The sequence below is a fragment of the Azospirillum mesophilum genome, assembly GCF_053470405.2.
Genome location: NZ_JBPXMQ020000029.1, coordinates 41,873 through 58,425, shown reverse-complemented (window position 1 = coordinate 58,425; position 16,553 = coordinate 41,873). Strand labels below are relative to the sequence as shown.

General features: G+C 70.2%; 16 protein-coding genes. 12 read left to right on the top strand and 4 right to left on the bottom strand.

Features of this window, described 5'->3' with window-relative positions; all coding sequences use genetic code 11:
• Positions 1–115: 115 nt before the first annotated feature.
• From ACSVC7_RS23460 to ACSVC7_RS23420, 9 genes are all read left to right on the top strand, one after another.
• Positions 116–1,156 (top strand): hypothetical protein, encoded by a 1,041-nt coding sequence (locus ACSVC7_RS23460; protein ID WP_448207010.1) that lies wholly within the window; start codon positions 116–118, stop codon positions 1,154–1,156.
• 269 nt (positions 1,157–1,425) lie between these two features.
• Entirely contained in the window at positions 1,426–1,911 is a 486-nt protein-coding gene (locus ACSVC7_RS23455) for a septal ring lytic transglycosylase RlpA family protein (RefSeq protein WP_448207011.1), read from the top strand.
• Positions 1,908–2,615 (top strand): MORN repeat-containing protein, encoded by a 708-nt coding sequence (locus tag ACSVC7_RS23450; protein ID WP_448207012.1) that lies wholly within the window; start codon positions 1,908–1,910, stop codon positions 2,613–2,615. The genes ACSVC7_RS23455 and ACSVC7_RS23450 overlap by 4 nt, the downstream gene beginning before the upstream one ends.
• Positions 2,616–2,707: 92 nt before the next feature.
• Complete coding sequence (locus tag ACSVC7_RS23445; RefSeq protein ID WP_448207013.1) at positions 2,708–2,950, top strand: hypothetical protein; 243 nt, start codon at positions 2,708–2,710, stop codon at positions 2,948–2,950.
• A 389-nt stretch (positions 2,951–3,339) separates the two neighbouring features.
• A complete protein-coding gene (locus ACSVC7_RS23440; RefSeq protein ID WP_448207014.1) occupies positions 3,340–3,840 on the top strand; it encodes an SRPBCC family protein in 501 nt (166 codons plus the stop codon).
• Positions 3,837–5,228: a GntP family permease gene (locus ACSVC7_RS23435; protein WP_448207015.1), complete on the top strand. Its 1,392-nt coding sequence runs from the start codon at positions 3,837–3,839 to the stop codon at positions 5,226–5,228. Before ACSVC7_RS23440 ends, ACSVC7_RS23435 begins: the two co-directional genes overlap by 4 nt.
• Position 5,229: 1 nt before the next feature.
• Positions 5,230–5,892 carry a CoA transferase subunit A gene (locus ACSVC7_RS23430; RefSeq protein ID WP_448207016.1) on the top strand — a complete coding sequence of 221 codons (663 nt, stop codon included), beginning with the start codon at positions 5,230–5,232 and terminating at the stop codon, positions 5,890–5,892.
• Complete coding sequence (locus ACSVC7_RS23425; RefSeq protein WP_448207017.1) at positions 5,885–6,532, top strand: 3-oxoacid CoA-transferase subunit B; 648 nt, start codon at positions 5,885–5,887, stop codon at positions 6,530–6,532. Before ACSVC7_RS23430 ends, ACSVC7_RS23425 begins: the two co-directional genes overlap by 8 nt.
• A 20-nt stretch (positions 6,533–6,552) precedes the next feature.
• Positions 6,553–7,335 carry a 3-hydroxybutyrate dehydrogenase gene (locus ACSVC7_RS23420; RefSeq protein ID WP_448207018.1) on the top strand — a complete coding sequence of 261 codons (783 nt, stop codon included), beginning with the start codon at positions 6,553–6,555 and terminating at the stop codon, positions 7,333–7,335.
• A 186-nt stretch (positions 7,336–7,521) separates the two neighbouring features.
• Here the strand turns inward: ACSVC7_RS23420 and ACSVC7_RS23415 are convergent, their stop codons facing one another.
• From ACSVC7_RS23415 to ACSVC7_RS23405, 3 genes are all read right to left on the bottom strand, one after another.
• A complete protein-coding gene (locus tag ACSVC7_RS23415) occupies positions 7,522–8,985 on the bottom strand; it encodes a sigma-54 interaction domain-containing protein (protein WP_448207019.1) in 1,464 nt (487 codons plus the stop codon).
• Between the two features lie 86 nt (positions 8,986–9,071).
• On the bottom strand, positions 9,072–10,064 hold the full coding sequence (locus ACSVC7_RS23410) for an FAD:protein FMN transferase (RefSeq protein WP_448207020.1): 993 nt from the start codon (positions 10,062–10,064) through the stop codon (positions 9,072–9,074).
• The gene (locus ACSVC7_RS23405) at positions 10,054–12,150 is read right to left on the bottom strand and encodes a 4Fe-4S binding protein (protein ID WP_448207021.1); all 2,097 of its coding nucleotides are present in this window, start codon (positions 12,148–12,150) and stop codon (positions 10,054–10,056) included. Before ACSVC7_RS23405 ends, ACSVC7_RS23410 begins: the two co-directional genes overlap by 11 nt.
• A gap of 283 nt (positions 12,151–12,433) precedes the next feature.
• Between ACSVC7_RS23405 and ACSVC7_RS23400 the strand changes: the two genes are divergently transcribed.
• The 3 genes from ACSVC7_RS23400 to ACSVC7_RS23390 are packed head-to-tail and all read left to right on the top strand — an operon-like array spanning position 12,434 to position 15,358.
• A complete protein-coding gene (locus tag ACSVC7_RS23400) occupies positions 12,434–13,741 on the top strand; it encodes a hypothetical protein (protein WP_448207022.1) in 1,308 nt (435 codons plus the stop codon).
• A gap of 27 nt (positions 13,742–13,768) precedes the next feature.
• Entirely contained in the window at positions 13,769–14,110 is a 342-nt protein-coding gene (locus ACSVC7_RS23395; RefSeq protein ID WP_448207023.1) for a hypothetical protein, read from the top strand.
• 6 nt (positions 14,111–14,116) lie between these two features.
• A complete protein-coding gene (locus tag ACSVC7_RS23390) occupies positions 14,117–15,358 on the top strand; it encodes an MFS transporter (RefSeq protein ID WP_448207024.1) in 1,242 nt (413 codons plus the stop codon).
• A gap of 79 nt (positions 15,359–15,437) precedes the next feature.
• Here ACSVC7_RS23390 and ACSVC7_RS23385 read toward each other — a convergent pair whose 3' ends face one another.
• Positions 15,438–16,418, bottom strand: a complete 981-nt coding sequence (locus ACSVC7_RS23385) for an alpha/beta hydrolase (protein WP_448207025.1) — start codon at positions 16,416–16,418, stop codon at positions 15,438–15,440.
• Between the last annotated feature and the right edge of the window lie 135 nt (positions 16,419–16,553).

Below are 16,553 nucleotides of genomic sequence, written 5' to 3'. Positions count from 1 at the left end.
TGCACGGCTTGCCAGCCCGCGTCCGGGTCACTACGGTCACTGCCCTGATAAACAGTTGGCCCCGGCCCGGTTTCCCTGTGCGGGATTTTGGGGCGGGGATTTTTGGGAGGCAGCGATGGCGAAGGCGGGCAACGGACAGGACGGGACGGGCAAGCCGGCACCCAGCCGCTTCACGGGCACCCCGGCGGACCGTCTGGTCCGCTTCTGGCGCAGCAACGACCAGCGCTTCGACGAGTTGCTGGACGAAACGCTCGATTCGCGCCGCCAGGCGGTGCTGGAGGCGGCGCTCAACAAGCTGCACGAGGAGGAGCGGCCGGAGTTCCTGGACGAGGTCGAGACCATCGCCGAATCCGTCCGCCGCACCGACGAGCAGGGCGACGACATGATCGCCACGCTGTTCTGGCTGGCCGTGGAGGCGACGGGCGACCTGACCCAGCCGCCGCCGGTCGACGCCATCGAACGCGCGCTCGATTCGTCCGGCCTGCTGGAAAACGCCGCCGACACGCGCCTGCTGCCGGCGTGGCTCGACCCGGAAGCGCTGGTCTATCTGGAGGCGGCCGACCGGCGCGCCCTGCTCCAGCGGATGCTCACGTCAAACGACGAGGCGCTGCGCTTCGCCCGCGAGGAGGACCTGCTCGCCAAGCCCGGCGACGGCGCGCAACTCGTCGCGATCGTCGGCCTGATCGACGAAGAGGCGGCCGAGGTGGAGAATTTCGACCCGAACGCCCTTCCCGACCCGCTTCAGTTCGGCGCCGGCTTCGACGACGAGGAGCCGGAGATCGACCCGGTGGAGGAGGAGCGCATCCGCGCCGCCATCGGTTCCTTCACCAAGGCCGTGCGGACCGCCGACGCCCGGATCCAGCGCTGCGAGCCGGCCGGCGGCCTGAACGACCTGCTCGACCTCATCGCCGAGGCCGATTGGGCGGACGAGGGTGAACTCGCCGAGCTGGCCGCCTTCATCGACGTGGCGAGCGACGAGACGGACGACGCCGTGGTGGACGCGGTGGTGACCCACAGCCCGAACGGCCTGTTCGTCCGCGCCTTCGGCACCGACGGCCGCCTGCTCGACGAACGGGCCTTCGCCCTCGGCGGCGATCAGGCCGGCCAAGCCGTCGCCCTGCTGCAACAGCGCTGCCGCACCGTCACGTCGGACTGACTTTACAAAGGACCATGATCCCCCTCGCCCATCCCCGATGGGAGAGGGAGGGGCCCGCCGCGCCAGCGGTGGGAGGGTGAGGGCAAGGTTCGCCCAAAAATCCAGACCGAGCGCACGCAGGATTCTCGGACTGACCTTGCCCTCACCCTCCCATGCTTCGCATGGGTCCCTCCCTCTCCCGGCGGAGCCAGGCGAGGGGTTGGGGGAACCGGGGCGGACGGGGAGGGTTGGAGTCGGGACAACCCCGAACGTCCAAAGGAGGTGCCGCCATGCGCACCTTGTTCGCGTCCTCCGCCGCCCTGCTCCTCCCCCTCTTGCTCCTTGGCCAGCCGGCGCTCGCCCCTAACGCCTTCGCCAAGGACAAGCCGGCCAAGGGCGTCCATCAGGAGGGCGAGGCTTCCTATTACCGGGGCGGCCAGAGCGGCCATTCCAAGACCACCACGGGCGAGCCGGTGGATCCCAACAGCAACGCCGCCGCCTCGCGCGACCTGCCTCCGGGCACGGAAGCGACCGTAACGAACAAGAATACCGGGCAGTCCACCGACGTCCGCGTCAACGACCGCGGTCCGGAGCGCAAGGACCGGGTCATCGACCTGTCCAAGAAATCGGCCGGCGACATCGGCATGGAGAAGACCGGCAAGGCCCCGGTCACCGTGCAGGCCGATCCCGCCAAGCAGAAGGACCCGAAGGTCCGCCGGCAGGTGGAGCAGATGGGCGAGAGATCCGGCAACGAAACGGGGGCGCCCGGCCAATGACTACCGCCCCGACGGCGGGCGCGTTCCTGCTGTTCGGATTGACGGCTCTCGCGCCCGTCGGCGTCTTGGCGGAACAGCCCCTGACGGTGCGGGGATCGGACTGCCGCGTCTGGGACCAGTATCCGGACTCCCGCAAGACGGTGCAGTGGTCGGGCGGCTGCCGCAACGGCTGGGCGGACGGCCCCGGCCTGTTGGTCTGGTTCTACGACGGCCGCTACGACGGGCAGGTCGAGGGCACCTTCGTCGAAGGTCGGCTGGAGGGACCAGCCCGCGTCGTCTGGCGAGACGGCCGGCGCCTGGACGGGACCTTCCGCCATGGGCGGGCCTCCGGACAGGGCACCTACGTCTGGCCCGACGGCCGCACCTACCAGGGCGAGTGGCAGGACGACCACCGCACCGGCTTCGGAACGCTGACCTTTCCGAACGGGAACCGCTACGTCGGCACCTTCACCCGCAACCGCCCGAGCGGCCAGGGCAAGTTCCTGTCCGCCGACGGCCAGCGCTTCGAGGCGCGGGTCGATCCGCGCGGCAACATCGTCGCCGGCCCGCCCCTCGACCAGCCCCCGGATCGCCCGCCCCAATCGGCCGCCCTGCCGCCGAGCCAGCCGCTAAGCCGCCCCCCTGGCCAACCGTCGAACCCGCCGGAACGCCTTGAGGACTGGCTGAGCGGAAGCGCATCACAGCCGCGCGCCAGCCCGCGCTGAAGGCCGCCGCCTCAACAATTCTTAATATTTTTTGCAGGACAGCATCAGAAAATAGTAATATGCCCTCGCCACCCGCATGCGGAGATAGGGCCATGCTCGTCACGCTCGCCTATTGGCTTTTCATCCTGCTGACCGCGCTTGGCAAGATCGTGGCCTTCGTGGCGCTGGTGGTGTTCGCCATCGCACTGCCGCTCTCCCGCATCCAGGTCGCGCGGCGGGATCGGGTGGCCAATTTCAGCCAGGTGCTGATGGTCGATCTGGCCATCGCCGCCTTCGGCGTGATGGGCGTGTTCCTGCTTCTGGAGAACGTGCGCATCTTCCTCGCGGCTGCCTGACTGCACGTCTCAAATCAGAGACATTGTCTCCTTTGTGAGACAGAAGGGCGCTGAATCGTCTCGCCTAGGAGACAACCTCGGCCACTCCAATCACAACTCATGCATCGACAGAGACCGCGCTGAGGAAGGCCCAACCTTCGGGGTGCGTCGCGTTGGAACCCACATTGCGCGTCTCTCACCCGTCATCCCCGCGAAGGCGGGGATCCAGTCCGTTCAAGCACTTATGCGCAGAGCTTCCTGGATCCCCGCCTTCGCGGGGATGACGATGGGAGGGCTCGCCTGACGCTCGCAGGCTCTCCCCGCAAACGGCCGGATTCCGCCGTTTCATGCGATGGCATGCCCCTTGCTCTTAGACCGGTGTCGAACCCGAACGGCACAGGCTTGGCGCAATGGCCCGCGTGACCATGAGAGCATTCCTCCCCGTCTCCGCCCAGCGGCTCTGGTCGCTGGTGCGCTGGGACGGGCGTCTGCTCGACTGGTACCCCGGCGCCGTGGCGCTCGACGTGGAGGGGACGGAGAAGGGCGGACATCGCCGGTTTCGGCTGCACGACGGCGCGACCCTGGTCCACCGGCTGGAGCATCTCAGCCGGATCGAGGACGCCTACACCTACTCGGTCCTCAGCAGCCCCTACCCCGTCACCGACCATCTGGCGCAGCTCCGCGTGCTCCCGCATGTGGACGGCCATTCGATCCTCGTCTGGACCGCGAATTTCAAGCCCGCGGGGCTCCCCGAACCCAACGTCGAGACCTTCGTCCGCGGGCTCTACAAGGACGGGTTCGACGCCCTTTCCACGCTTCTGTCCGGCGATCCGGACGCGGAGCGTGCCGACAGCCAGGGCCGGGCTTCACACGGCCCCAATGCTCCAGCAACCGGAGGAAATCGTCCATGAGTTTTCTGATTTGCGTGGGCGCGCTGGCCTTTTTGATGTTCGTCGCGTATCGCGGCTTCAGCGTGATCCTGTTCGCCCCCGTCGCGGCGCTGGCCGCCGTTCTCCTGACCGACCCATCCGCGGTGCCGCCGATCTTCACCGGCCTGTTCATGGACAAGATGGTCGGCTTCGTGAAGCTGTATTTCCCGGTCTTCCTGCTGGGCGCGGTGTTCGGCAAGGTGATCGAGCTGTCCGGCTTCTCCAAGTCGATCGTCTCCGCCGTCATCAAGCTGGTGGGCCGTGAACGCGCGATGATGTCCATCGTGCTGGTCTGCATGCTGCTGACCTACGGCGGCGTGTCGCTGTTCGTGGTGGTCTTCGCCGTCTATCCCTTCGCGGCGGAGATGTTCCGCCAGGGCAACATCCCGAAGCGCCTGATCCCCGGCACCATCGCGCTGGGCGCCTTCACGGTGACCATGGACTCGCTGCCGGGCACGCCGCAGATCCAGAACATCATCCCGACCACCTTCTTCAAGACCGACGCCTTCGCCGCCCCGTGGCTGGGCACCATCGGCGCGATCTTCATCCTGATCGTCGGCATCCTGTATCTGGAGTGGCGCCGCAAGTCCGCCGCCACGGCCGGCGAAGGCTACGGCGAGGGCCACATCAACGAGCCGGAGGCCATCCACGCCGAATCCCTGCCCAACCCCATGGTCGCCCTGCTCCCGCTGGTCATGGTGGGCGTGCTGAACAAGGTCTTCACCATGCTGATCCCGACCTTCTACGGGGCCAGCAACCAGGTGGCGCTGACCTCCGGGGCCAAGCCGCTGGTGACGCAGGTCTCCGCCGTGGCCGGCATCTGGGCGGTCGAGGGCGCGCTGCTCGCCGGCATCCTGACCGTGATGGCGTTTGCCTGGAAGCCGGTGTCCCAGCGCTTCGCCGAGGGGACCAAGACGGCCATCGGCGGCTCGCTGCTCGCCTCCATGAACACCGCGTCGGAATACGGCTTCGGTGCCGTGATCGCGGCGCTGCCGGGCTTCCTGGTGATCGCCGACGGGCTGAAGGCCATCCCGAACCCGCTGGTGAACGAGGCCATCACCGTCACCACGCTGGCCGGCGTCACCGGCTCCGCGTCGGGCGGCATGAGCATCGCGCTGGCCGCCATGGCCGACCAGTTCATCACCGCCGCCAACGCCACCGGCATTCCGATGGAAGTCCTGCACCGCGTCGCCTCCATGGCCAGCGGCGGCATGGACACCCTGCCCCACAACGGCGCCGTCATCACCCTGCTGGGCGTGACGGGGCTGACGCACCGCCAGTCCTACGGCGACATCTTCGCCATCACCTGCATCAAGACCATGGCGGTCTTCGTCGTCATCGCCGTCTACTACCTGACCGGGATCGTCTGACATGAAGAAAGTCATTGAACTGGCCGAGGCCGTCGCGCGCATTCCCGACGGCTCGGTCCTGATGATCGGCGGCTTCATGGGGGTGGGCACGCCCCCCCGCCTGATCGACGAGCTGGTCCGCCAGGGCAAGCGCGACCTGACCCTGATCTGCAACGACACCGCCCTGCCGGGCGTGGGCGTGGGCAAGCTGATCGCCGCCAAGGCCTTCAGCCGGGTCATCGCCAGCCACATCGGGCTGAACCCCGAAACCCAGCGCCAGATGATCGCCGGCGAGACGCAGGTGGAGCTGGTGCCCCAGGGCACGCTGGCCGAACGCATCCGCGCCGGCGGCTTCGGCCTGGGCGGCGTGCTGACCCCGACCGGCGTCGGCACCGTCGTGGAGGAGGGCAAGCAGACCGTCGAGGTGGACGGCAAGGTCTTCCTTCTGGAAAAGCCGCTGAAGGCTGACTTTGCGCTGATCGGCGCCAAGCGCGCCGACTATTACGGAAACCTGGAGTACGCGCTGACCGCGCGCAACTTCAACCCGCTGATGGCGATGGCCGCCGAGACGGTGATCGCCGAGGCGGAGGACATCGTCCCCGTCGGCGTCATTCCGCCGGACTCCGTCGACACCCCCAACGTGCTGGTCGATTACATCGTCGCCAAGGAGCGCCGCCATGGATGAGAAAACCCTGATCGCCAAGCGCGTGGCGCTGGAGTTGCGTGACGGCAACCTCGTCAACCTCGGCATCGGCCTGCCGACGCTGGTGGCGCGCTACGTCACCCCCGGCATCCAGGTGTTCTTCCAGTCGGAAAACGGCATCATCGGCATGGCCGGCCCCATCGCGGGCACGGAGAATCCCGACCTGACCGACGCCGGCGGCAACCCGATCAGCGCGCTGCCCGGTGCGGCCTCCTTCGACAGCGCCATGTCCTTCGGCCTGATCCGCGGCGGCCACCTGGACATCACGGTGCTGGGCGGCCTTCAGGTGGACCAGGAAGGGCGGCTCGCCAACTGGATGGTGCCGGGCAAGATGGTGCCGGGCATGGGCGGGGCGATGGATCTGGTTTCCGGCGCCAAGCGCGTGATCGTCGCCATGCAGCACGTCGCGAAGGGCGAGTCCAAGATCGTCCGGGAATGCACGCTGCCGCTGACCTCGGTCCGCCGCGTCGATCTGGTGGTCACCGACCTCGCGGTGATCGAACCGACCGACCACGGTCTGGTGCTGAAGGAAACCGCCCCCGGCGTGACGGTCGAACAGGTGATCGCCGCCACCGGCGCCGAACTGATCATCCCGGCCGACGTGCCGGCCATGCCGCTCTGATTGGGGAAGGAAACGTCCATATGCTGAAGGGCAAATCGGCCATCGTCACCGGCTCCACCAGCGGCATAGGCCTGGGCATCGCGCGCTGCCTCGCCGCCCAGGGCGCCGACGTCATGCTGAACGGCTTCGGCGACAAGGCGGAGATCGCGGCGATTCAGGACGCCATCGCGACGGAATTCGGCGTGAAGGTCGCCTACGACGCGGCGGACATGAGCAAGCCGTCCGAGATCAAGGCCATGGTCGCCAACGCCGAGCAGGCGTTCGGCAAGCTGGACATCCTGGTCAACAACGCCGGGATCCAGCACGTCGCCCCGGTGGAGGAATTCCCCGAGGACGCCTGGGAGCGGGTCATCTCCATCAACCTGTCGGCGGTCTTCTACGGCACCCGCTACGCGTTGCCGGGCATGAAAGCGCGCAACTGGGGCCGCATCGTCAACATCGCCTCCGTCCACGGCCTCGTCGCGTCGGTCAACAAGTCGGCCTACGTCGCCGCCAAGCACGGCGTGGTCGGCCTGACCAAGACGGTGGCGCTGGAAACCGCGCTGTCCAACGTGACCTGCAACGCCATCTGCCCCGGCTGGGTGCTGACCCCGCTGGTGCAGAAGCAGATCGACGCCCTGGCCGAGAAGAACGGCTGGAGCAACGAGCAGGCCGGCCGCGAACTGCTGAGCGAAAAGCAGCCCTCGCAGACCTTCGTCACGCCGGAGCAGCTGGGCGAACTGGCCGTCTTCCTGTGCACCGACGCCGGCTCCAACATCCGCGGCGCCGCGATCAACATGGATGGCGGCTGGCTGGCCCGGTGACGGGTACGCACGACTGATCCAGCGCGGCAACCGCCTCTCCATCGTCATCCCCGCGAAGGCGGGGATCCAGAAAACTCCGCACATACGTGGCTAAAGCGACTGGATCCCCGCCTTCGCGGGGATGACGGGGAGGGGTGGTGGCTGCCCCCGGATAGGGTTAAACCACCGAAAGTTCCTAGAAGAATTTTACCCCTTCGCCTTCACCCCGACCCGCGCCAGCTTCTTGTAGAAAGCCGCGCGGGAGATGCCGAGGCGTTTGGCCGCTTCGGCCGCGCGGTTGCCGGACGCCGTCAGCGCCCGTTGCAGCAGGTCCCGCTCGAACGCGTCGAACGCCTCGTCGTAGCTGCGGATGTCCGGCGTGATGGGGGCGGGCGCAGCCGTGACGGGGACCGGCATTGGCGCGGGCACCGCCGGCTCCGTCAGGCGGACGGTCGGCAGGGCCTCCGCCAAGTCCTCCACGGTCAGGCTGCGGTTGTCGGTCAGCATGCAGACGCGCTCCAGCACGTTTCGCAGTTCGCGCACGTTGCCGGGCCAGCGGTGGCGGCTGAGCGCGGCCACCGCCTCGGACGTCAGGACGCGGCTCGGCATGCCGGTGCGGACGGAAATTTCCTGGAGGATCGCTTCCGCGATGGCCTCCAGCCCACTGCCGACCTCCGCCAGGGACGGCAGGCGGATGCACAGCACGTTCAGGCGGTAATAGAGGTCGGCGCGGAAGCGCCCGTCCTGGATGCGCTGTTCCAGATCGACATGGGTCGCGGCGATCACCCGCACGTCCACCTTCACCGGCCGGTCGGAGCCGAGCGGCTCGATTTCCTGCTCCTGCAGGGCACGCAGCAGCTTGGCCTGGAGCGCCAGCGGCATGTCGCCGATCTCGTCCAGGAACAGGGTGCCGCCGTCGGCGCTCTTGAAGCGCCCTTCCCGCCCCCGCCGGTCCACGCCGGTGTAGGCGCCGGGGACCGCGCCGAAGAACTCCGCCTCCAGCAGCGTGTCGGGGATGGCGGCGACGTTGACGCCGACGAAGGGCCGGCCGGCGCGCGCCGACAGGCCGTGGATGGCCTGGGCGATCAGTTCCTTGCCCGTTCCGGTCTCGCCCAGCAGCAGGATCGGCGAGTCGTGCCGGGCGGCGAGGCGGGCCATCCGCTTCACCTCCAGGCACACCGGGCTGTCGCCCGCGTAGCTTTGCAGCGTGTGGCGCGGCTGCCGCCGTTCGTTCAGGTGCCGCTTGGCCGTCTCAAGCTCCGCCTCCAGCCGCGCGAGTTCGCCCAGCAGCGGCTTCAGCCGGTGCAGGCTGTCGTAGAAGACGTAGCCCACCGCCCCGATCACCGTCCCGTCGTCGTCGATCAGCGGAAAGCGCGAGACGACCAGCCGCTGCGCGCCGAAGCGCATGACGTCGAGCAGGATCGGCTGGCCCGTCTTCACCACCTGACGCAGCAGGCTGTTGGGGATGACCTCCTCCACCTCCCGCCCGATGGCGGTGGCGGGGTCGTCGATGCCCAGCATCTTGGCGTATTTGGCGTTGATCCAGACGATCCGCGAGTCGCGGTCGATGGCGACGGTGCCCTCCGACTGCTTCTCCAGCGCCTCGAACAGGGAGGGCATGGCCCGCCGCCGCAGGATGTCGGCCTTGCCGATGGCCTCGTCGTTGAACACCGCGCCGCACTCCTCCAGTCTGCCCGCAGTATATAGCCAATCGCGGGTGAGGGCGGCAGTGCCGGGCGCAGTGCCGGACGGGGGCGCTACAGCGTGGTGATCCGGCCGGCGCCATCCACCAGATGGGCGCGCGTCGCCCCGGCCTCCCGCAGGATGCCGGCCACCCGGTCCGGCGGCACGACCACCAGCGCCGTGGACAGCGCATCCGCCACCGTGGCCGAGGGCGCCACCACCGTGGTCCCGGCCCAGGAGAAGGCGGAGCGCCCGGTGGCGGGGTCGAAGATGTGGTGGAACCGCCCCGCGCGGTCGAACAGCGTGCCGTAGCCGCCGGAGCTGGACACCGCCTCGTCGCGGGTGTCCAGCACGGTCAGCACCCGCTCCGGCGCGCGCGGGTCCGCAATGCCCACCCGCCAGGGCCGGCCGTCGGGCTTCCCGCCGAGCGACAGGTAGTTGTCCAGGTCCAGCAGCACATGCTCCAGCCCCCGCGCCCGCAGCAGCGCGCCCACCCGGTCGGTGACGTAGCCCCGCGCGATGCCGTTCAGCGTCACCCCCATGCCGGGCCGTCCCAGCCGGATCCGCTCCGCCGACACCTCAAGCCGCCGCCAGTCCACCAGCGCTCGGGCCGCCTGGACGGATGCTGCGGGCGGCCCCTCCTCGTCGTCCGGATACCGGGCGAAATGGCCCGCATAGAGGTCCCACAGCGGCTGCACCGTCACGTCGAAGGCGCCGTCCGTCAGCGCCGCGATGCGCTGCGCCTCCGTCAGCACGGCCACGAGGTCCGCGGGCGGGTCGGCCAGCGCGCCGTCGCGGTTCAGACGCCGCAGGGCGGAATCGGGGCGGAACAGGCTGAACACGCTTTCCAGCCGGTCGATCTCGGCCACGCAGTCCAGGATGATCGCGCGGGCCGCCGCCGGGTCCTCGTGGTGCAGGGTAATCCCCGCCTCCGCCCCCATGACCTGCCCCTGCCAGCTCACCGGCACCGGAGCGGCGCGGCCCGGACGGGGAAGCAGCGCGAGCCCCGCCGCCGCGGCCAACACCGTGATCGCGCGCCGCCGGGTGAGGAGTCGATCAGCGGACATGGGCTTTGCTCCGTTCCGAGGTCAGGGGCGGGCGGCGGCGCGCCTCCAGCACCAGCGGCACGCAGACCGCCTTGTCCTGGTGGATCGCCACGCAGTCGAGGCATTGGAAGCACTCGTCATAGGCGACCGACCCGTCGCGCCGGATGGCGTTGTAGCGGCAGCGGTTGGCGCAGAGCTGGCAGGGCGACCCGCATTCCCGCCGCCGGGGAATCCACCGCCAGCGCCGCAGCCGCCCACCCAGCGCCAGCCCGGCGCCGAGCGGGCAGAGGAACCGGCAATAGGGCTTGAACATCACACTGGACGCCAGGATCAGGGCCGCCGCGTAGGCGACGAAGGGCCACTCCCGCGCGAAGCCCAGCGTGACGCTGGTCTTGAAGGGCTCCACCTCTGCCAGCGTCTCCGCCAGCGCGGCGTTCCACAGGGTGCCGCCCACCAGAACGGCGAGCGCCGCGTATTTCACCAGCGTCAGCCGCTTGTCCCAGCGCGCCGGCAGCCGGATTTGCGGCAGCCCCAGCCGGCGTCCGGCCTGGGCGGCGAACTCCTGCATCGCGCCGAAGGGGCACAGCCAGCCGCAGAAGGTCCCGCGCCCCCACACCAGCAAAGTCCCCAGCACATAGATCCACAGGATCACCGTGATCGGGTCGTAGAGCAGGAATGTCAGGTCGAAGTCCTTCGCCGCCGCCTTCACCACGCCGAGCAGGTTGACGATGCTCAGCTGCCCCTGCGCGTACCAGCCGACAAAACCCAGCGTCACCGCCAGGAACAGCATCCGCGCCGTGGCGAACAGCCGGGGCCGGCGGGTGAGGCGCCCCTGCGCGAGCAGCCCCACCGTCAGCAGCCCCAGCATCCCGCCGAGCAGCGCGATCTCCGGCGCGCGGCTGCGCCATGTCGAGGCCCAGGCCGGCTCCCCGCCCGTCGTCCGCCGCGTGAAGAAGTCGGCGGGCAGGCCGTAGCCGGCGGAAAAGTCCCGGCTTTCCGTCTCCGGGTAGAAGCTGCCGTGCGCCCGCGTCACCCGCAGCGTCATCGTCCAGGGGGAGCCGGGGTCGAACCCGCTCCCCCCGTCGATGCGCAGCACCTTCATCTCCTCCGGGTGCGGCACGCCGGGGGCCAGCGGCAGATCCAAGTCCCAATCGCGGATGTTGACCGGGAAGCCGTTCTGCGTCAGGGCCAGCCGGTCGGGCACCGTGCCGGGGATGAAGCTCTCCCCCACGATGGACCAGCGCCCGCCGCCCATCACGGCGATGGCGTGGTCACCGGGCTCCAGCTTGTCCATCAGCCGGCGGTAGCCCGCCTCCCCCAGCAGCCCGAGCCCGACCGACGGCACGTCGACCAGCGCGAAGCGGACGTCGGCGAAGGTCCCGTCCGGATCGGCCTTGGCCTCCACGTCCTCGTTGGCGAGGCGGCTGCCGGCAAAGGCCCGGTCCACGTCCCGGTTGGCGAGCGCGATCCGCCCGACATAGCCCTTGTCCAGCATGTCCGCCCAGGGCAGCGGGCGGCGGACGTCGGCCCGCACCTCCGCCCCTTGCGCCGGCGCCACCCCGGCCATGCGGGCGCGCGCCACCGCGAGGGCCGAGGACAGGATGGTGACGTTGGCGATGCGGACCGACGCGGTGGCCTTGGTCACCCCGTCGATGGTGACGTTCGTCCCGGTGTCCTTTTCGCCCGTGCCGTAGGCGCTGCCGACCTTGATGTTCTGGCGGATCGACTTGCCCCGGTACTGCTTCAGGAAGTCCACCAGCGGCCCCGGTCCCAGCCCGTCCACGAAAACCGGCTCGTTCTGGTGGATCACCTGCACGTCGAGGATCTCGCCCCGGCTGTCCATGGCGATCAGCATTTCCAGCGGCGTGCCGGAAAAGCCGGGAAGCGGCGCGTAATCCAGGCTGTCGAAGACGTAGCCGACCGTCTGGCCGGCCTTGACCAATGGAAAGGCGGGGATGTCGCGGTCGCGCGGCCCCAGCTCCATGCCCGGGGGTACGAGTTGCCGGGCCAGGGCTTCGGACAGCCCGGACTCCCCGGCCAGAGCCGGGCTCCCGCCGCCGGCAAAGCCGGCGACCAGCAGCATAATGAGGAAAAGAACCCTGCCCATGACCGACGGCGCTCCATCGACCGCCGGCGCGGACGCGGCCACCGCTCCCGAACCGTCAGCCCGAAGGGACTTGTTTCAACAGCCCACGGTGCACGGTCGCGGAGCCGCCGAACAATTCGACGATGGAACCATGGACAGCGCGCCGGAACGTTTCCCGCCAAAACGTTTCCCATGGGCCGGCTCCCTCACCGGTTGAGATTCCGTCGGCCGGATCACCCGTTTCTTTGACTTGGTCGTATGGCTTGGGTATGCCTCTGCTGTGACATTCGGGAGACGTGGGCCTATGCGACAGGGTGTTGCTTTCTGGTTCGCCATGCTGATGGCGACGGTTTCGGGCACAGCGCTCGCACAGCGTGTCGAGCCGGTGGCGATCGACGGCCTCAAGGCGGAGGAGTCCGGCCGGTGGGCTGGCACGCGGTCCATCGACGCCGAAGGCCGGCTGGCGCGCTGCACCGTCACCCGGACCTACGCCGACGGCGGCGTCCTGAAATTCTCGCAGGACCGCGCCCGCGCCCTGTCCCTCAGCGCCGCCCACCCGAACTGGACGGCGGTCACCGGCCCCAAGGAGACGATCCAGACCTCCGTGGACCGCGGCTACGGCGCCCCCGTTGAGGTTCCCGTCGTGGCTGGCGAGGGCGTGGTCCTCGACCTGTCCAACGCCCCGGCCCTGCTGGACGGCATCCGCGCCGGCCGCGAGCTGTATGTGAAGGCCGCCAAGGTCCGTGCCGGCTTCCCGCTCGGCGGCGCCCGCAAGGCGCTGACCGCGCTGACCGGATGCGTCGATGCGGCCCTCGCCGCCGAGGCCGCAGCCCCGCCGAAGGTGGCGGCGCCCGCCCCCGCGCCCGCTGCCGAACCGGCGGCCACACCACCGGCCACTCCGGTCGTTGCGGCGCCGGCTCCGGAACCGGCGGCAGCTCCCGCGCCCGTCCAGGACGCGGCGCCCGCCCCGGCGGCAGAACCGGCCGCCGTTGCGGTTCCGGCGCCCACCCCGGTGCCGGCTCCAGAGGCCGCGCCCGCGACGCCGGTGTCCGAACCCGCCGCGCAGGCCGCCCCGACGGAACCGCCGCCCCCCGCCGTAACGCCCGCGACAGCCCCCACGGCAGCCCCCACGGCAGCCCAGGAGACGGCACCCGCGGCCCCGGTCACCCCGGCCGCCAGCGCCACGGTCGAGTCGAGCCCGTCGCCGACGCCGGCCGAACCGGCCCCCACCGCAGCGGCGGAGCCTGTGACCGCGCCGACACCGGCCGCCGACGCCGCCCCCACGGTTCCGGCCACTACCGCTCCGGCACCGGACGCCACGCCGACGCCCGCCCCGGCCATGGTTCCGCCGACCGTTGAGCAGGCCCCGGCCCCGACGACGGCTGCCGAACCGGCGCCGGCCCCTGTGGCCCCGGCCCCAGCTACGCCCGCCGCCGAAGCCGCTCCCGCAAGCCCACCGGCGGAAGCGCCGGCTGCGGTTCCCGCACCGGCCGCCGAAACCGCTCAACCGGCACCAACCGCTCCGCCGGTGACGCCCGTGGCGGCTCCGGCTTCGGACCCAGCACCCGTTCCGGTCCCGGCACCGGCACCCGCCTCCACCGAAGCCCGCTGAGCACCAAAACGTCGCGCATCTCCACCGATGCGCGACGTTTTTCTTTCTGGCCAACTCGCTTTGCACACGGCCGCGCGCAAGGGCCTGCCTGTCACCTTCATCAAGGGTCTGAAAGCACCCCCGCGGGAAGCGCTGGCCGAGCACCTTGCAGGGCAGGATCTCAGGGGACGCAACACGCCTTTGGTCGATGCCTTCCATCGGGACCGGTACAAGGATGGGGTGCGTTTCGCACTGGACAGCATGCTGATCCGCAACCCCATCGACCTCGACGCCCGGATCGATCCGACGCACCTCAAGGCGGCCCTGACGGCGCTGAACCTGGAGACGTTCCGGACCGAACGCGGCGCCGACGGGAAACCGAAAGCCTGATCCCTGATGCACGAACCTTCACAACCAGCCAGCCGTCCATCGGCGTTGCGCCACCGCTCCTTCCGGCTGTTCTGGCTGGCCCGCACCGCCGCGTGGCTGGCCGTGCAGATGCAGGTGGTGGCGGTGGGCTGGCAGGTTTACGACATGACCGGCCGCGCGCTGGACCTCGGCCTTGTCGGGCTGTTCCAGTTCCTGCCCACGCTGCTGCTGGCGCTGGTCGCCGGCCATGTGGTGGACAGCGTGGACCGCAAGCGCGTGCTGTTCGCGGCGGTGCTGGTCAGCACCGCGGCCATCGGCACGCTGTGCGCGCTGACCGTCGCCGGGGCGCTGACGCCGGCCGCCGTCTTCGCCATCGTCGCGGTGATCGGCGCGGCGAAGTCCTTCGAGGGGCCGGCCTATCAGGCGCTGCTGTCGGCGCTGGTGCCGCCGGAGGATTTGCCCAACGCCGTGGCCTGGAACTCGTCGGCGATGCAGTCGGCGATGGTCGCCGGGCCGGCCTTGGGCGGGCTGCTCTACATCGCCGGGCCGGCGGTGGTCTACACGGTCAGCACGGCGTTGCTGGCGCTGGCCGCGACGCTGATCGCGGCGCTGCGCCCGCGCCCGGTAGAGCTGGCGCCGCGCGGCATGAGCCTGACCTCCCTGCTGGCCGGCGTCGGCTTCATCCGCAGCCGCCCGGCCATCCTGGGCGCCATCTCGCTGGACCTGTTCGCCGTGCTGCTGGGCGGAGCGACGGCGCTGCTGCCGGTCTTCGCCCGCGACGTGCTGCACGTCGGCCCCTGGGGCCTGGGCCTGCTGCGGGCGGCGCCGGCGGTGGGCGCCTTCAGCACGGCGCTGGTGCTGACCCGCTGGGGGGTGAACCGCCACGCCGGGCGCTGGATGCTGGTCGCCGTGGCCGGCTTCGGGGTCGCGACCGCCGTGTTCGGCCTGTCCCATGACCCGGCCCTGTCCTTCGTCGCGCTGGCGGCGGTGGGGGCGACGGACCAGATCAGCGTCTTCGTTCGCCAGACCCTGATCCAGCTCGCCACGCCGGACCAGATGCGCGGGCGCGTCGGCGCGGTGTCGTCGCTGTTCATCGGCGCGTCCAACCAGCTGGGCGAGTTCGAATCCGGCCTTGTTGCCTCGCTGCTCGGCGCGGTGCCCGCGGTGGTGCTGGGCGGCGTGGGTGCGGTCGCCATCGCCGGCCTGTGGGCCTGGCGGTTCCCGGCGCTGCGGCGGATTGACCGCCTGTCGGCGGTGGCCGCGCAATAAGAGGTACCGTCGCCTCCGGCGCCGAAGGACACGTTATCCCGCCTCCATAGGCCGTCATCCTGCGGTCGGACCCTCCCCGTCACGCGCCGAGATGGGCGCGCACCGCGTCGGCCGCGCGCTGGATGGCGGCGTCCGCCGCTTCGACGAGACGGGTCATGGTGGCGAAGGCGTGGGGCAGCGACTCGCAGATCTCCAGCCGGTGCGGGACGCCGGCCTCGGCCAGCCGGTCGGCAAGGCGCAGGCTGTCGTCCCGCAGGCAGTCGAGCCCGGCGGCGATCAGCAGCAGCGGGGGCAGGCCGCGCAAATCCTCGGCCAGCAGCGGCGCGGCGCGCGGATCGTCTGTGGGCTCGGTTTGGCCGAGATACTGTTCCCAGTACCAGCGCATGCGGGCCGTCGTCAGGCCGTATCGACCGTCACCGAACTGCCGGTGCGAGGGGGTGTCGAAGTCGTGCGCGAACATGCCGTACAGCAGCAGGCCAAAGGCGACCTTCGGCTCTCCGGCCCCGCGGGCGGCCAGCGCAAGGCCCAGCGCCAGGTTGGCGCCGGCCGAATCGCCGCCGACCGCGATCCGGTCCGGATCCAGCCCATGCGCCGCCCCGTTCCGCGCCACCCAGCGCAACGCGGCCAGGGCTTCCTCATACGGGTGGGGAAAGCGGTGTTCGGGCGCCAGCCCGTAGGAGAGCGCGCAGACCGCAACGCCGCTGCGCACCGCCAGCAGGCGCAGCAGCCGGTCATGCGTGTCCACGCTGTTCAACACAAAGCCGCCGCCGTGGATGTAGAGCAGCACCGGCAGCCGGCGTCCGTCCTGGCCCGCCGACCGGTAAAGCCTCAGACGCAGCGGCCCCCGTGGGCCGTCAGCCTCGATGTTCCGGACTTCGGCCGGCACCGGCGTATCGCCGTTCAGGAAAGCGTGATGCCGTTCCGCCGCCGCCCGTGCCTCGGCGAGCGGCAGGGCCAGCGGATCGGCGGGCGGCACCCCTTGCCGCTTGGCGGCGTCGATCAGCGCGACGACCTGAGGGTCGAGGCGCTCCACCGCGTGGGGCGGGCGGGTGTCCGGCATGACGGTCTCCTATCCTCGCAAGGCGTTCGGCACGCCGATTTCACACAAAATATTCGTCCAAAACGACGATTTCACACCACCCAAACCACAACGGCATGGCAGGCATTTGTCAAGCGCCCATGGAAAGAACGGGAA

Excerpts from the sequence above, each read along its gene's own strand:
- ACSVC7_RS23430 (WP_448207016.1), top strand. The coding sequence starts at position 5,230 with ATGAAGAAAGTCATTGAACTGGCCGAGGCCGTCGCGCGCATTCCCGAC.
- ACSVC7_RS23450 (WP_448207012.1), top strand. The coding sequence starts at position 1,908 with ATGACTACCGCCCCGACGGCGGGCGCGTTCCTGCTGTTCGGATTGACG.
- ACSVC7_RS23410 (WP_448207020.1), bottom strand. The coding sequence starts at position 10,064 with ATGTCCGCTGATCGACTCCTCACCCGGCGGCGCGCGATCACGGTGTTG.
- ACSVC7_RS23440 (WP_448207014.1), top strand. The coding sequence starts at position 3,340 with ATGGCCCGCGTGACCATGAGAGCATTCCTCCCCGTCTCCGCCCAGCGG.
- ACSVC7_RS23460 (WP_448207010.1), top strand. The coding sequence starts at position 116 with ATGGCGAAGGCGGGCAACGGACAGGACGGGACGGGCAAGCCGGCACCC.
- ACSVC7_RS23405 (WP_448207021.1), bottom strand. The coding sequence starts at position 12,150 with ATGGGCAGGGTTCTTTTCCTCATTATGCTGCTGGTCGCCGGCTTTGCC.
- ACSVC7_RS23420 (WP_448207018.1), top strand. The coding sequence starts at position 6,553 with ATGCTGAAGGGCAAATCGGCCATCGTCACCGGCTCCACCAGCGGCATA.
- ACSVC7_RS23400 (WP_448207022.1), top strand. The coding sequence starts at position 12,434 with ATGCGACAGGGTGTTGCTTTCTGGTTCGCCATGCTGATGGCGACGGTT.
- ACSVC7_RS23385 (WP_448207025.1), bottom strand. The coding sequence starts at position 16,418 with ATGCCGGACACCCGCCCGCCCCACGCGGTGGAGCGCCTCGACCCTCAG.
- ACSVC7_RS23390 (WP_448207024.1), top strand. The coding sequence starts at position 14,117 with ATGCACGAACCTTCACAACCAGCCAGCCGTCCATCGGCGTTGCGCCAC.
- ACSVC7_RS23445 (WP_448207013.1), top strand. The coding sequence starts at position 2,708 with ATGCTCGTCACGCTCGCCTATTGGCTTTTCATCCTGCTGACCGCGCTT.
- ACSVC7_RS23425 (WP_448207017.1), top strand. The coding sequence starts at position 5,885 with ATGGATGAGAAAACCCTGATCGCCAAGCGCGTGGCGCTGGAGTTGCGT.
- ACSVC7_RS23395 (WP_448207023.1), top strand. The coding sequence starts at position 13,769 with ATGCGCGACGTTTTTCTTTCTGGCCAACTCGCTTTGCACACGGCCGCG.
- ACSVC7_RS23435 (WP_448207015.1), top strand. The coding sequence starts at position 3,837 with ATGAGTTTTCTGATTTGCGTGGGCGCGCTGGCCTTTTTGATGTTCGTC.
- ACSVC7_RS23455 (WP_448207011.1), top strand. The coding sequence starts at position 1,426 with ATGCGCACCTTGTTCGCGTCCTCCGCCGCCCTGCTCCTCCCCCTCTTG.